Origin of the sequence: Mesorhizobium amorphae CCNWGS0123 (genome assembly GCF_001686985.1) — a bacterium.
In the GTDB taxonomy this organism is placed as follows: Bacteria; Pseudomonadota; Alphaproteobacteria; order Rhizobiales; family Rhizobiaceae; genus Mesorhizobium; species Mesorhizobium amorphae.
This window is the reverse complement of record NZ_CP015318.1, coordinates 5,452,633-5,466,715: the sequence shown is the minus strand read 5'-3', so window position 1 is coordinate 5,466,715 and position 14,083 is coordinate 5,452,633. Positions and strand designations below refer to the sequence as shown.

The 14,083-nt window shown below is 63.5% G+C and carries 14 protein-coding genes; 8 read left to right on the top strand and 6 right to left on the bottom strand.

Annotated elements, in window-relative coordinates; genetic code table 11:
• Nucleotides 1–4: 4 nt before the first annotated feature.
• From A6B35_RS25575 to A6B35_RS25540, 8 genes are all read left to right on the top strand, one after another.
• Nucleotides 5–832 carry a MurR/RpiR family transcriptional regulator gene (locus A6B35_RS25575; protein WP_006205619.1) on the top strand — a complete coding sequence of 276 codons (828 nt, stop codon included), beginning with the start codon at nt 5–7 and terminating at the stop codon, nt 830–832.
• Entirely contained in the window at nt 816–1,703 is an 888-nt protein-coding gene (locus A6B35_RS25570) for an N-acetylmannosamine kinase (protein ID WP_006205620.1), read from the top strand. The genes A6B35_RS25575 and A6B35_RS25570 overlap by 17 nt, the downstream gene beginning before the upstream one ends.
• A gap of 87 nt (nt 1,704–1,790) precedes the next feature.
• Nucleotides 1,791–2,507, top strand: coding sequence for an N-acetylmannosamine-6-phosphate 2-epimerase (locus A6B35_RS25565; RefSeq protein ID WP_006205621.1), 717 nt, complete (start codon nt 1,791–1,793; stop codon nt 2,505–2,507).
• Nucleotides 2,504–3,520 carry a Gfo/Idh/MocA family protein gene (locus tag A6B35_RS25560; RefSeq protein ID WP_006205622.1) on the top strand — a complete coding sequence of 339 codons (1,017 nt, stop codon included), beginning with the start codon at nt 2,504–2,506 and terminating at the stop codon, nt 3,518–3,520. Before A6B35_RS25565 ends, A6B35_RS25560 begins: the two co-directional genes overlap by 4 nt.
• Before the next feature lie 65 nt (nt 3,521–3,585).
• Nucleotides 3,586–4,878, top strand: a complete 1,293-nt coding sequence (locus A6B35_RS25555) for an ABC transporter substrate-binding protein (RefSeq protein WP_050900871.1) — start codon at nt 3,586–3,588, stop codon at nt 4,876–4,878.
• Nucleotides 4,879–4,959: 81 nt separating this feature from the next.
• Entirely contained in the window at nt 4,960–5,832 is an 873-nt protein-coding gene (locus tag A6B35_RS25550) for a carbohydrate ABC transporter permease (protein WP_100084847.1), read from the top strand.
• A complete protein-coding gene (locus A6B35_RS25545) occupies nt 5,832–6,644 on the top strand; it encodes a carbohydrate ABC transporter permease (protein WP_006205625.1) in 813 nt (270 codons plus the stop codon). The genes A6B35_RS25550 and A6B35_RS25545 overlap by 1 nt, the downstream gene beginning before the upstream one ends.
• Nucleotides 6,645–6,653: 9 nt before the next feature.
• On the top strand, nt 6,654–7,715 hold the full coding sequence (locus tag A6B35_RS25540; protein WP_065518282.1) for an ABC transporter ATP-binding protein: 1,062 nt from the start codon (nt 6,654–6,656) through the stop codon (nt 7,713–7,715).
• An 843-nt stretch (nt 7,716–8,558) separates the two neighbouring features.
• Here the strand turns inward: A6B35_RS25540 and A6B35_RS25535 are convergent.
• The 6 genes from A6B35_RS25535 to A6B35_RS25505 all read right to left on the bottom strand — a co-directional run bounded on the left by A6B35_RS25535 (nt 8,559) and on the right by A6B35_RS25505 (nt 14,065).
• The gene (locus A6B35_RS25535) at nt 8,559–9,329 is read right to left on the bottom strand and encodes a Gfo/Idh/MocA family protein (RefSeq protein WP_006204376.1); all 771 of its coding nucleotides are present in this window, start codon (nt 9,327–9,329) and stop codon (nt 8,559–8,561) included.
• Between the two features lie 661 nt (nt 9,330–9,990).
• Entirely contained in the window at nt 9,991–10,584 is a 594-nt protein-coding gene (locus A6B35_RS25525) for a HupE/UreJ family protein (protein ID WP_006204378.1), read from the bottom strand.
• Between the two features lie 43 nt (nt 10,585–10,627).
• On the bottom strand, nt 10,628–11,158 hold the full coding sequence (locus A6B35_RS25520) for a hypothetical protein (protein WP_006204379.1): 531 nt from the start codon (nt 11,156–11,158) through the stop codon (nt 10,628–10,630).
• A gap of 2 nt (nt 11,159–11,160) precedes the next feature.
• On the bottom strand, nt 11,161–12,369 hold the full coding sequence (locus A6B35_RS25515) for an agmatinase family protein (RefSeq protein WP_006204380.1): 1,209 nt from the start codon (nt 12,367–12,369) through the stop codon (nt 11,161–11,163).
• 11 nt (nt 12,370–12,380) lie between these two features.
• Nucleotides 12,381–13,190, bottom strand: a complete 810-nt coding sequence (locus A6B35_RS25510) for an ATP-binding cassette domain-containing protein (RefSeq protein ID WP_006204382.1) — start codon at nt 13,188–13,190, stop codon at nt 12,381–12,383.
• Entirely contained in the window at nt 13,187–14,065 is an 879-nt protein-coding gene (locus tag A6B35_RS25505; RefSeq protein WP_006204383.1) for an ABC transporter permease, read from the bottom strand. The genes A6B35_RS25510 and A6B35_RS25505 overlap by 4 nt, the downstream gene beginning before the upstream one ends.
• Between the last annotated feature and the right edge of the window lie 18 nt (nt 14,066–14,083).

Here is a 14,083-nt window from a genome sequence, read left to right as displayed (position 1 = left end):
CTTCATGACACACGCGCTGATAGCTTCGCTGAGAGCAGCGGCGGGCGACATGTCGCCGGCGCTGGCGCGCGTCGCCGAGATGGTGCTGGCGCAGCCCGACGCAACATTGCGCCAAAGCATCACCGAACTAGCCGAGGTGTCTGGATCGTCGGAGGCGAGCGTCATGCGCTTCTGCCGCGACCAGGGTTTTACAGGTTTCCAGGATTTCAAGCTCGCCCTGGCCAAGGAACTGGCGACTGACGAGCGTGCCAGAGACATCGGCTCGCCGACCGACGATATCCAGCGACTGGTGGAAACCGCTATTATCTCGTTGCGCGAGACCGAGCAGTTGATCGTGCGAGAAGACATCGCCACCGCCTCGCGGAAGCTGCTGGGCGCGACCGCGGTTGAGTGCTTCGGCATCGCCGCTTCTGCCGTGACGGCGCAGTACCTCGCCTACAAAATGACCCGCATCGGCAAGTTCAGCCGTGCGATGGGCGACGCGCATCTGGCGGTGATGGCGGCGGGAACCGCCCAGCCCAGCACGGTGCAAGTGGTGATCTCGAGCTCGGGCTCGACCATCGATGCCGTGCGCATCGCCGAGCTCGCGCGTTCCAAGGGTGCCTTCGTCATCGGCATCTCCAATCGTTCGAAGAGCCCGCTGATCGCCGCCTGCGACCTGGCGCTGATCGCCTCCTGGCCGGAGACGCCGCTTACGGGCGGCGCCTTTCCTTCGAAGATCAGCCAGTTGCTGATCGTCGATGCACTGGTGGCCGAGATGACCAGGCAGGATCCGAAGCGGTTGGTCGAGCTCAGCCGTACGGCGGAGGTCGTGAGTGACCGCAGCTTCTAACCTGCCGGTGCTCGCCATCGACATTGGCGGCTCCAAGATCGCCATCGCTGAGGTGAGCGGCGGCAGTGTTGCCAACCGGCGCCAGGCGCCGACGCCGCGCACCGGCAGGGGCGACGATCTCATCGCAGCCATCGCCGAGCTGGCGCCGGACGGGGGCTTCGGTGCGGTCGCCGTAGCCACCACCGGCATTGTGCGAGACGGCGCACTGACCGCGCTCAACCCTCAGACCCTGCCGATCGAGGACGGCTACCCGCTGGCTTCGGCGATCGAACGCGCCTTCGGCACGCCGCCGCTCGTCGTCAACGATGCGCAGGCGGCCGCCTGGGCCGAATTCACGCTTGGCGCCGGTAAGGGGGTTCGCAACTTCGCCTTCTTCACCGTCTCGACCGGCATTGGCTGCGGACTTGTCGTGGATGGCAGGCTGGAGAGCGGCGCCACCGGCCTCGCCGGCCATGTCGGGCATACGCGCTCCGGGCCTGGCGGCATTCTCTGCGGCTGCGGCCGGCACGGCTGCCTGGAGACCGTCGCTTCCGGTACCGCGCTCGCACGGCTCGGCAGCGAACGCCTCGGCCGCAAAGTCGCGGCGCCCGATGTGTTCTCGGCGGCGACAGGAGGCAACAGCGTTGCCACCAAGATCATTGCCAGCGCGGTCGATGCGCTGGTCAACGGCTTCGCCGACCTGACGGCGTCGGTCGATGTCGACTGCTTCGCCATTGGCGGCGGCGTTGGCCTCGCGCCTGGCTTCATCGAAGCGCTGCGGGTGCGTTCGCTCGACCTGCCGCGCATCTTCCAGCGCCCCATCGTCGCCGCGCAAGCCGGCGCCGATGCTGGGCTGCTGGGCGCTGCCATGCTCGCCCGATTGAGAAGATGATGGAAATTTTCATCCAAAATATTTTCTTGACAAAAACTTTCATCGACGTTTGATTAACGGGGTAATGCTCTACCAGGAGATGCCCCGGTGCAGGCCAAGCAGGGCGATTTGTTCGCCACACTCGATGGAACGATGGTCGTGTCCTGCCAGGCCGAGGCCGGCATGCCGCTCGACGCTCCCGGCCACATCGCGGCCATGGCATGCTCCGTCGTGCTGGGCGGCGCATCTGGCATCCGTATCGAAGGCGCGGCGAACATCGCCGCTGTCCGCAGGATGGTGAAAGTTCCGGTCATCGGCCTGATCAAGGCCAAGCGCGACGACACCGAGGTCTACATCACGCCCTCGCTCGACGATGTCGCTGCGGTTGTCGAGGCCGGCGCCGACATCGTCGCCATCGACGCCACCAGCCGGCCGCGTCCGGCCAGTTTGAAGGATATGTTCGCCGCCATCGCGGCAAGGGGGCGGCTCTCGATGGGCGATGTCGCCACGCTGGACGAAGGCCGGCGAGCGCTCGATGCCGGCGCCGACCTCGTCAGCACCACTATGGCCGGCTACACGGATTACTCCAGCGAGCAGCGCGGCCCCGCCTTCGACCTGATGGAGGAATTCGCCCGCGCCGGCCTGCCCTTCGTCGCCGAAGGCCGCATCTGGAGCCCGCAGGAAGCCGTCCGCTGCTTCGAACTTGGAGCCCGCTTCATCGTTGTCGGCGGTGCCATCACCCGGCCCGATGCCGTCACCCGCCGTTTCGCCGACGAAGTCGCCGCCTGGAGCGCCCACCCGCAATTGAAAAGGAACCCCAAATGATCAAGCGCCGCCGCGTCGCCGTCATCGGTGCAGGCTTCATGGGTTCCATGCATGCCGGCATCTTCGCCAACATGGTGGGCTCCGAACTCGCGGCCATCGTCGACCCCAACCGCGTGCTTGCCGAGGCCGTCGCGGCGAAGGCACCCGGCTGCAAGATCTATGACAGCCATCAGGCGTTACTCAGCACGGAGCGCGATCTCGATCTCGTCTCGATCTGCACGCCCGACAACCTGCATCTGGCGCCCGCCGCTGCGGTGGCGGAAGCCGGCATCAGCATCTTTGTCGAGAAGCCCATTTCCTCCAAAGTCGAGGACGCCAAGGCCATCATCGCCGCCTGCGAGGCGGCCAATGTCAAGCTCGGCGTCGGTTATCTGCTGCGCTTCGACCCGCGCTACGCCGCCGCCAAGGAACTGATGATTTCGGGCCGGATCGGCGAGCCGATCCACATCTATGCCCGGCGCAACAGCGCCCGCACCGAAGGCCCGAAGCGCTATGGCGGCAAGCTGCCGCTGGCACTTCATGTCACCGTGCATGACGTCGACATGGTGTTGTGGATGCTCGAAGGCCAGCATCCGGTCTCGATCTATGCCCAACAGACCGACCGGCTGCTTGGCAGCTCCGGCACACAGGACAGCATCGCCGCCATCGTGCGCTTTTCCGGCGGCACGGTGGTCAATTTCGAAAGCGCCTGGTCGTTGCCCTCCGGCGCACGCCACATGATCGACGCGCGCATGGAGGTCATCGGCACCGATGGATCCTTCGAGGTTCAGTGCGGCGACAGCGGGCTCTACTTCGCTAGCAACGAGGGGTCTCGAGAGATCGACACCCAGCACTGGCCTTTGCTCAACGGCCGCATCGACGGCGACCTCGCGCGCCAGCTCGGCGGCCTGATCGACTGGCTGGACGGCGCGGCGATGCCGATCGCCACCGGGCAGGAAGCCCTTCGTTCGCTCGAACTCACCCTTGCGATGATGCAATCGGCCGAGAGCGGCGAAATCGTGCGCCTCGGTTGAACTCCGGCAAACCGACGACGCGAAACTGAACGAGGCCAAGCGGCCCAACAATGGGAGACGAAAACATGCCTAGCAGACGCAATCTACTGATGCTTGGCGCGGCCGCCGCCGCGCTCGCGCTTGCAGCCCCGGCCTCGGCCGATGATAAGCCCTTCAACGGCGTGCAGATCTCGGTGCTGCTCGAGGGCCATCCGACCACCGACGCTATCCAGAAGATGCTGCCGGAATTCAAGGACAAGACCGGCATCGATGTGGCGATCGAAGTCGTTCCCGAGGCCGACATCACGGCGAAGGAGCTTTTGGAGTTCTCCTCCAAGTCCGGCCGCTACGACGTCGTCCAGAACAACATCATCTACCTGCCGGGTTTCGTGAAGTCCGGCTACATCGTGCCGCTCGACGATTTCCTGGCCAAGCACAAGGAGAATTTCGACAAGGCCGATTTCGTGCCCGGCTACTTCGACACCAACGTGCTCGACGGCAAGCTCTACGGCCTGCCGGTCTATGGCGAGAGCACCTTCGTCATGTACCGCAAGGACCTGTTCGAAAAGTACGGGCTGGCAGCACCCAAGAGCTTCGAGGACATCGAGAACGCCGCCAAGACGATCTCGGAGAAGACCAACAAGGAGATTGCCGGCATCACAATGCGCGGCCAGCAAGGCATCCAGGGCGTCTATGTCTGGGCGGCCTATCTGTGGGGCTTCGGCGGCTCTTTCCTTGGCGCCGACGGCAAGTCGGCGCTGGCGACACCGGAAGGCACCGCCGCGCTCGACGCCTTCACAAAAGTGCTGAAGGACTACGGCCCGGTCGGCGTCGCCAATTTCGGCTGGGAGGAGAACCGGCTGCTGTTCCAGCAGGGCAAGGCGGCGATCACCCTCGATGCCACCGTCAACGGCGCCTACAATGAGGACCCTGCGGTCTCGACGGTTGTCGGCAAGGTCGGCTACGTGCCGGTGCCGATGAAGTCGACCTCGCCCAAGGGTGGCTCGTCCTCGCTCGCGGTGCATTCGATGTATGTCTCGGCCGAATCCAAGAACCAGGAGGCGGCAGCACTTTTCGCCGCCTGGGCGACCGCCAAGGAGCAGCAGCTGAAGTCGATCGAGACCGATCCGAACTCCGGCGTGACCTCGCTCTCGGCGCTCAACAGCGACAGTTTCGGCAAGCGCTACGGCGCCTTCAAGGAAGGCATGATCGCCGCCATCAACGCCGGCAATCCGCAATATCTGCCGACGGTGGAACAGGCGAACGAGATCATCAACAACACCGGCATCGCCGTCTCCAAGGCGCTCGCCGGGACCGCAAGCGCCGCCGATGCCCTGAAGGAGGCCGATGACGCCAACAACGCCGCGCTCGCCCGATAAGGCGAAGAGGCGTGCCCTGCCGCGTGCGCTCCCTGTGCGCGGCAGGGCGAGATCAATGGCGAGGTTGATGGATTGAGCACCGTGGCCACAGCGTCGGATCCGACCAGGCATTTCTTCCAGCCGGTTATCGTCTGCCTCACCGTGGCGTCGGTGGCGCTGACGCTGTTCGTGATCTGGATATCGCTGCACGACCTCTCGTTGATGCGGGCAGGACGGGAAAAATTCGTCGGGCTGGACAACTACATCCGCTTCCTCGGCGATCCGCGCGCCATGGCCGCACTCTGGCGTACCGTACTGTTCACGACGCTTGCGACCGTGATCGAGATCGCGCTCGGTCTTGCGGTGGTGCTTTTCCTCGACCGCAACTTCGCCATGAAGCGGCTGGTACGGACGCTGCTTCTGGTTCCCATCATCATGACGCCGGTGGTCGTTGGCCTCACCTGGCGCTTCCTCTTCGATTCCGCTACCGGCATGGCGAACTACCTTTTGTCACTGGTCGGCATCGCCCAGGTCGACTGGCTGGGCAGCCCGCGGATCGCGCTGTTTGCGGTCTTGATCGCCGACATCTGGCAATGGACGCCCTTCGTAATCCTTCTGGTGATGGCGGCGCTTGAATCGGCACCGACCGATCCGCTCAACGCCGCACGCGTCGACGGCGCCCGCGAATGGCAGGTCACCTGGTATGTGCTGCTGCCGATGCTGCGCCGGGCGCTCGCCATCGTCGCGCTGATCCGGGCGATAGACAGCATCAAGGCCTTCGACCTTTTCTACATCATGACCCGCGGCGGACCGGCGCTGTCGACCGAGACGCTGAACTATTACGGCTATATCGTCGCCTTCACCAATTTCGACATTTCCTATTCGCTCGCCATCGCCATCATCCTGACCATCTTCACCAACGTCGCGCTGTTGACCATGTACAGCGTGCTGTTCCCGAAGACGGGGGACCGCTGATGGCTAGGCGCGCGCTGTTCTGCGTCGGTCTGCTGCTTCTGCTGCTGGCAGTGCTGTTCCCGCTCTATTGGGTGGTCGTCACCTCCTTCAAGACGACGCGCGATGCCTTCGCCATCCCGCCCGTCTGGCTGTTCAGCCCGACGCTCGACAACTATCGCACGGTGTTCGCCAATCGCGGTTTCCTCAGCGCTTTCGCCAACTCCTTCATCATCTCGATCCTCTCCAGCGCGCTTGCTGTGGCCATCGGCTCGATCGCCGCCTACGGGCTGGCGCAGCAGCCTGCCGAATTGCGCCGCTCAAAGGAAAAATTCATCCTCAGCCTGCGCATTGCGCCGGCGCTGCTCTTCGTCATCCCGATGTATTATCTGGCGACCCGCATCGGCGCTCTGAACAAGCACTGGCTGCTGATCGCCGCCTATGCCTTCGTCAACGTGCCCTTCGCCATCTCGTTGCTGATCACCTTCTTCGACGACATTCCGAAAGAATTGCGCGATGCCGCCCGCGTCGACGGCGCGCGCGAGTTCAGGGTCTTCTGGCACGTCTATCTTCCGGCGGCGCGGGGCGGCATCGTCGCCACGCTGATCCTGTGCGTGCTGTTCACCTGGAACGAGTTCTTCGTAGCTCTGGTGCTCACCGGCCGCGACACGCAGACGCTGCCGGTTTCGATAACGTCGTTCCTGACATTCCAGGGCATCCAGTGGGGCGCGCTGACCGCGGCTGCCACCCTCATCATGCTGCCGATGATCGTGCTCGGTGTCCTGGTGCAAGGGCAGATCGTGCGCGGCATGACGCTTGGCAGCGTGAAGGGATAGGAAATTTCGATGGCGCAACTCTCGATCAGGTCGGTATCGAAATCCTACGGCGCGGTTCAGGTTCTGGACGACGTCTCGGTCGAGGTGGAGGAGGGCTCGTTCGTCGTGCTGCTCGGCCCGTCCGGCTGCGGGAAGTCAACGCTGCTGCATGCGGTGGCAGGTCTCAATCCGATCGATTCCGGCACCATCGTCATCGGCGACCGCAACGTCACCAACCTTCCCGCGCGAGACCGTGATGTCGCCATGGTGTTCCAGTCGTACGCACTCTATCCCACCATGACGGTGGCGCAGAACATCGCCTTTCCGCTGAAGATGCGCGGCCTCGACCGCAGAACTTCGGACGAGAAGGTCGCGGGTGTAGCGCGGCTGCTGCAGATCGAGCCGCTCATGTCACGGCTGCCGCGCGAGCTTTCCGGCGGTCAGCGCCAGCGCGTCGCCATCGGCCGGGCGCTGGTGCGCGATCCACGCCTGTTCCTGTTCGACGAGCCGCTCTCAAACCTCGACGCCGCCTTGCGCACCGAGCTCCGCGCCGAGATCAAGCGCCTGCACCAGTCGATCCGCCGCACCATGGTCTATGTCACGCATGATCAGACCGAGGCGTTAACGCTGGCCGACAAGATCGTTGTGCTGAAGGCAGGCAAGATCGAGCAGACCGGCACGCCGCTGTCGCTCTACGACGATCCAGACAATGCCTTCGTCGCCGGCTTCATCGGCACGCCACGCATGAATTTCCTCAAGGCGACGGTGGCGGATGACGGCAAGGCACTGCTCGCTGGCGAGGCGAGGGTGGACATAACGCATCTGGCAACGAGGCTGGAAAACGGCCGCGCCGTCACACTCGGCATCAGGCCCGAACATCTCGACGAGAAAGATGGCGTGACTCTCTCGCTATCAGTCGACGTCACCGAACGCTTGGGATCGACCTCCTACGTGCACGGCGCCCTGGCGAGCGGCGAGAGCGTGGTTGCCGAACGGCGCGAGGACCAGCCGGGTTTCGGCGAGACAATCACGCTGCGCTTTCAGCCGACCCGCGCGCGGGTGTTCGATGGAGAAGGAAGCCGCATTCGCTGACGCCCCACCCAGATTTGTGCACAGTAAGTTCGCAAGGGAGAGAGGGGCTTCGGTCTGAAGCATCCGTAAGCGGACTGTCTGCTCGCGGCCCCAAACCAGCCGCGCTCGTCACGGGTTCATCGACCCCTTCTTGTAGGATGAAAGTGACACCGCGTGCATGGAAAACTAGTCCTCCTCCTGGTCCTTAGGTTCGCCAGAGAGAATACGAAGGAAACGGGTTGGCGAACCATCCGGTAACGTGTTGATTTTGTGTGGAAAACGGTGACCCTCCGGGCCCACCAATTTGTTACAAATCAGTGGCTTATGCTTAATTCTTCGAGTTTGAATTGAGCGCTATCGGGTAAGTTTCTGACTTCTGAGTGAATGGTTTTGGGCCCGTTCGTCAAATTCTCCGTCTAGCTGATTGCACCTCATACGTAGCCCAAGCCCCCTGGTTTCGAAAGACCCTGCAACGATGCGTGCGGTAATCGGCGGCAACGACGTGCAATTAGGCGGTTCCGAACTCGGCCACAGCCTCAAAATGCTGGAAGGCGCGCGCCAGTTCGGTTGATCTCTGCCGATTTAGCAGCCGATTCCGATGGAATTTCTTTTTGAAAGCATCCACCCGGTAGGAGCAAAGGCCGCTGCGGGTGGGCGCGAGAACAGGTTCCAGGCAGAACAGTTCCGGGTCCTCGAGCTTCGTAGCGTCATCTCCCAGTGGCGTAGACGTGATTGCTCCTCGCCAGTGCGACGGGAGGCGCGCGACCGTCACCGCGACGAACCAGGATCTTGAACCAACTGGCCAAGCTCAATCGGATGTGTGTCTACGGCCTCTTGGCCAATCCACTTTCCAATTGCGACTTGTCACACCGCGACAGGCGTCAGCCAGGACGGGTCTTGCGCGCTTGCGCTGTCAACCACGGCATCGACAAACGCGACGCCCTTCAGGCCATCGTAGGCCGACGGGATATCGCGGCCTATGGCTGCGGGTTCGCGCTTGTCACGCTTGGCGTTGATCGCTTCCGCGAACCCCGCATAGAGGTTGGCGAAAGCTTCAAGATACCCCTCAGGGTGTCCCGGCGGAGTACGGGTCCGGGCCTTTGCTCCCTCGCTGAGATCATCATCGGCGCCGCGTTTGATGGTTTCGGTTCGTCCGCCGAGCCGCGCATGGACAAGTTCGTTCGGCTGTTCCTGGAACCAGGACAGCGACGCTTTCTCGCCGAAGACGCGCAGACGCACGCCATTTGATGATCCGAGCGCCACTTGTGAGGACCACAGCAGGCCGCGGGCACCACCTTGGTAACGGAGAAGTACATGCGCATTGTCATCGAGTGCACGTCCTTCCACGAACGTCGCGAGATCCGCCGTGAGAGACTCGAGCTTGAGGCCGGATACGAAACCCGCCAGGTGGTAGGCATGTGTGCCGATGTCGCCGATCGAGCCGCCTCGGCCGTTTTTCTTGGGGTCTGTGCGCCAAGCTGCCTGCGCATTGCCCTCGGTCTCTATAGCGGTCGCCATCCACTCGAGCGGGTACTCAACCTGGACGGTCCGAATTTTTCCAAGTTGACCGGTGGCGACCATGTGCCGGGCTTCGTGCACCATCGGATAGCCGGAATAGGTGTAGGTCACGCCCATGAACCTGTCAGTGTCGCGAACGAGCTGAGAACATTTTTCCGAAGTGGACATTCGGTTGATGCGTTAGGCACCGAAGCAAGGCGGCTCGTGCATTCGGGACGCGCCCTCTCTTTAAAGCCGTCACCGAGCTTGCAATTCGGTGGCGCATTACGACATTGGCTGCATGAGCACCTCCGCACAACCAGTGCGTCTGGCCCGTCCCGAAAAGAAGCGGCGTCGCATCCCCATTGCAGTCATCATGGGCAGTCGTTCCCTGATCCATGTCAGAAGCGGCTTGATGTCATGGGTAAGCGCACGAACGATTTCGCATTCGACATCATGCGTCGTCAGCGCCTTCGTGAACTCCGCGAGCATCCGATCGGTGCGACATGTCCCGCCAGGAGAATCTGGCGAAAAATACTTATAATGGGCAACCTCTATTCGCGCGGGGGCGTCCGCACTGATTCCATGCGGCAATCGCGCCGACTATCCTCGTGCGCCCTCGCGGCGTACCGCAAGCCCCCCGAAAGGCGTCAGCCATTCGCGGGTAGATATTGTTCGAGTGGATGCGATCAGAGTCGCTCGGCCCGCACCTTCAGGATCTGGTACAGCACGGTTCGAATGCGTCGCCACAGTCGCATATGATCACCTATTGTTCGCTGCGATCGCCCCCCGCCGCCGTTCAGATGAATTGCGCCGCGAGTGCTGCGCCGACCAGCGACGTGCCGACCCCGGCCGTGCGAATCGCCGCCGGCCAGCGTCGCAGCGGCAGCGCGGCAAGCGCGCCAGTTGCGAGCAGGGCTACGGTGCTGGTGACGAAGCCGATCGCGTAGGCGATGCCGCTGGCCGTCTGGGGGACTTCGAGACCGTGAGCGTTGCCATGAAAGAGGGCGAAGAGGGCAGTCAGCGAGGCGGCGACAGCAAGCGGCAAAGGTTGCGCAAGCGCCATCATTGCGCCAAAGACTACCAGCGACAGCGCGATCCCGGTTTCCAGTGAGGACAGGCCGATGCCGGCGATACCGAGCAGAGCGCCTGCGACCATCGCCGAGACAAAGCACGACGGCACGACGATGATCCCCTTGCCGCCGGTGCGGGTGGCGATGATGCCGACAGCCATCATCGCCAGCAGATGGTCGATGCCGGCCAGCGCGTGTTGCAGGCCGCTCACAAGGCCGTGGACATGGAAGCCGCCGCTGTGGGCGAAGGCCAAGGACGGCACGAGGACCACGGTGGTTGCCGGGGCAAGCCTGCCGAGCATCGAAAGCGTTGTTTTCATTGTTCTGGACCTGAAAGAGGAGTGATCGGTTCGAAGCCGGGGCTTATTGTCCGGATCCTGGCATGGCGATTTGCGCGGCTTCGGATCTGTCGGCCAAAAGCCGTGCCGTGCCGAAGTCGAGGGGCTTTTGCCCGGTGCCGTCTTGGTAGACGAAGGCCAGGCGGCGCCGGTGCGACGTTAGTTTCGCGGGCAGCGGGTGATAGGTTACGCCGCCGCCGCCGATCAGCGGCATGACGGCGCCGACATCGACCATGTCCTGCGTCTCGACGCGCAGAAGATGCAGCCGCACGCCTTCGGCGGTTTCGCCGACGAAGGGAATTCCGGCGAGGCGCAGGAAACTAGACGGATCGGGCGCCCGTGAAAACCCTTCGAGAAAGGCGACCTCGACGAGATTGAGATCCGTCGCCCGCGGGTTGGCGGGTTCGGGAGCATGCGGCAGATGCGGTGTCTGCCATTGCAACGGCTTGCCGGCCGGCCCGTTGTGGCCGACAGGGTGCGAATGGTGGTGACCGTTCGGCCCGTGATGGTGGCCGTCGCCATGGTCGTGGCCGTGGTGATGATGATCGTTGTGCATGGTCAAAAACTCGTCGGCTTGTCGATGATGGATTTGTGCTTGCCGAGATTGCCATGGGCGACCATCGAGCCGAGCGCCTCGACGACAACCCGCACGCCGAACAGCGCGGTGATGTCCGAGGTGTCGTAGGGCGGCGACACCTCGACCACCTCCAGTCCGCAGATACCCGGCGCCGAGACGAGCCCGAGCAGCTTAAGTGCTTCGCGCGGCAGGAAGCCGCCCGGCTCCGGCCAGCCGGTGCCGGGCACGAAACCGCAATCGATGCTGTCGACATCAAAGGAGATGTAGACGGCGTCGGTGTCCTTCCATGCAAGCTCGAGCGCGATTTCCGCCGCCTTCTCCAGCCCCATCTGTTCGATGTCGGAAATCGTCAGCACGTTGGTGCCACGCTTCCTCGCCTCGGCCACGCCGTAGCGGGGCACCTGCCAGCCGCCGATGCCGAGCTGCACCAGATTTGTCGCCGAGACGTTCGGCAGGTTGGTCGCCCAGTACCAGGGCGTCGTGTGCATGCGCTCGTCGAGATCCTTTTCCTGGATGTCGATGTGGCGGTCGAAATGGATGATGCCGATGCGCTTGGAGGTCACGTCGGCAATGCCGCGCACGCAGGGGAATCCGATCGAATGATCGCCACCCAGCATGATCGGCAGCGCACCCGACGAAGCAACATGGCTGACGCCCTTGGTGATCTGGTCGAAGCTCTTTTCGAGATTGGCCGGGATGGTGAAGACGTCGCCGGCATCGCACAGCGTCATCTGCTCGCGCAGGTCAACGCCGAGCTCGTAATTGTAAGGCGTGTAGAGCGCCGAGATGCGGCGGATGCCTTGCGGTCCGAAACGGGTACCGGGCCGGTAGGTGGTGCCGCTGTCGAAGGGTATGCCCATGACGGCCGCGTCATACCTGCCGACATCGCGGACGTTCTCGACATAGGGCGCCTTGAGGAAGGTGTTGATGCCGGCGAAATGCGGCAGCTCGCCGCGCGCGAATGTCGGGATAGACTTGTCGATGATCGAATCCGACCCCGGCAGGCCCATATCCAGCGCCCATTTCTGTTCTTTACGCCAGCCGTCCTCGGGCAGCTTTCCTTCCGCTTCGATCGACTTCCAGCCCTGCATGTCGCGGATCTCGAAGTTCGGATGGTGTAAACGCTGGCGTGGCTGGCGGTCGAATAGCCCGGCGCGGCGATGCCGGCGTTCTGGAATGTCTCTGTGCATGAAAACCTCCTTCACGACGCCGCCGTCGCATTTGCGCTATCCAGTCGGGTCGTCCCGACCATCGCGGCCACTTTGGCCACGTCTCGTGCGGAAGCCCGGCTCTTGCGGTCGAGCTTCAGATCGTAGGTGATCGTCGCCCCGTAGGCAGACGGGAATTGCGGGTCGTGGCGGACCTTGTCGAAGACCAGCAGACGGGTGCCGAGCTTGAAGGCCTCACTGATATCGTGGGTGACCATGACGACGGTCATGCCGTGTTCGCTCCATAGCTCGGTGAGCAGTTCGTGCATCTCGACGCGAATGCCCGGATCGAGCGCGCCGAACGGCTCGTCGAGAAGCAGGATCTGCGGCCGGCCGAGCAAGGTCTGCGCAATCGCCAGCCGTTGCTGCATGCCGCCCGAGAGCGAGGCCGGATAGAGGTCGCGCGCATGGGCGAGGCCGACGCGCTCCAGCATGGTATCGGCCTCTTGCCTGGCGTTTCTGCGTTTGACGCCGAAGACGCGGCCGAACGGCCCGCCGGAGCGAAAGTCTTCGACCAAAAGCAGGTTTTGCAGGGCGGTCAGATGCGGAAACACCGAATAGCGCTGGAAGACGATGCCGCGCTGCGGCGTCGGCTGCGGCACGATCGGCTGATCGCCGACAACGACCACGCCGCCGCTCTGCTGTTCCTGACCGAGCAGGATGCGCAGGAAGGTCGATTTTCCGCAGCCGCTGGCGCCGACCAGTGACAGGAACTCGCCGGCCTCGGCGGTGACATTGACGCGTTCCAGCACGCGGGCATCGCCGTAGCTCTTCTCCAGCCCATGGACGACGATGCGGCTCATTTGTCCTGCACCGGATGAGCCCAGGGGGAGATGACGTGCGAGAGCCGCACCAGCAACCAGTCGGTGATGACGGCAAGCAAAGTGATCCAGGCGACGTAAGGCAGGATGACGTCCATCGACAGATAGCGACGGACGAGGAAGATGCGGTAGCCCAGCCCCTCGGTCGAGGCGATGGCTTCCGCCGCGATCAGGAACAGCCACGCCGGTCCAAGCGCTAGCCGCACGCAGGTGATGAGGCGCGGCGTGACCTGCGGCAGCACCAGCCGCAGCACCATGGTCCAGCTGTTGGCGCCGAGCGTTTGCGCCTTGGCGACGAGTTCGGGCGGCAACTCCATCACCCGGTTGGCGATGTCGCGCACCATGACCGGTGCGACACCGAGAGCGATCAAGGTGATCTTGGCCGTTTCGCCGAGGCCGAGTGCGATGAACAGGATCGGCAGCATCGCCAAGGGCGGGATAACGCAGACCACGGTGACGAAGGGCAGCAGAAAAGCCCTGACACGCGGGATGAAGCCGATGGCGACACCGAGGCAAAGGGCGGCGAGCGTCGCCACACCGACGCCTGCGAACAGCCTGACCAGGCTGGCAAAAGTGTCTGCCCACAGGATAAGGTCGCCAGAGCGTTTGTCAGGAACCGTGGCAAGATCCAGGAAAGCCGACCACATCTGTGCTGGAGAGGGCAGCAGCTTGTCGCTGGGGTTGACGGCCAGTCTTTGCGCCGAAGCGAAGAGATAGGCGACCGCCACGGCGGCAAACGGCAGGGCCCCAAGGAACAGGGCTCCGCCTCGCGACACTGTCGCGTTGATCAGGCGAAGCCGCGGCCTGCGCCGAGGGGCGCGCGGGACTTCAGCGCCTCCCTCGGGCACAGCGTTCATGGCGCCGCTTCCTCTGGC

Coding starts and splice junctions, on each gene's coding strand:
- A6B35_RS25575 (WP_006205619.1), top strand. CDS start 5: ATGACACACGCGCTGATAGCTTCGCTGAGAGCAGCGGCGGGCGACATG.
- A6B35_RS25560 (WP_006205622.1), top strand. CDS start 2,504: ATGATCAAGCGCCGCCGCGTCGCCGTCATCGGTGCAGGCTTCATGGGT.
- A6B35_RS25555 (WP_050900871.1), top strand. CDS start 3,586: ATGCCTAGCAGACGCAATCTACTGATGCTTGGCGCGGCCGCCGCCGCG.
- A6B35_RS25545 (WP_006205625.1), top strand. CDS start 5,832: ATGGCTAGGCGCGCGCTGTTCTGCGTCGGTCTGCTGCTTCTGCTGCTG.
- A6B35_RS25540 (WP_065518282.1), top strand. CDS start 6,654: ATGGCGCAACTCTCGATCAGGTCGGTATCGAAATCCTACGGCGCGGTT.
- A6B35_RS25535 (WP_006204376.1), bottom strand. CDS start 9,329: ATGGGCGTGACCTACACCTATTCCGGCTATCCGATGGTGCACGAAGCC.
- A6B35_RS25525 (WP_006204378.1), bottom strand. CDS start 10,584: ATGAAAACAACGCTTTCGATGCTCGGCAGGCTTGCCCCGGCAACCACC.
- A6B35_RS25520 (WP_006204379.1), bottom strand. CDS start 11,158: ATGCACAACGATCATCATCACCACGGCCACGACCATGGCGACGGCCAC.
- A6B35_RS25515 (WP_006204380.1), bottom strand. CDS start 12,369: ATGCACAGAGACATTCCAGAACGCCGGCATCGCCGCGCCGGGCTATTC.
- A6B35_RS25510 (WP_006204382.1), bottom strand. CDS start 13,190: ATGAGCCGCATCGTCGTCCATGGGCTGGAGAAGAGCTACGGCGATGCC.
- A6B35_RS25505 (WP_006204383.1), bottom strand. CDS start 14,065: ATGAACGCTGTGCCCGAGGGAGGCGCTGAAGTCCCGCGCGCCCCTCGG.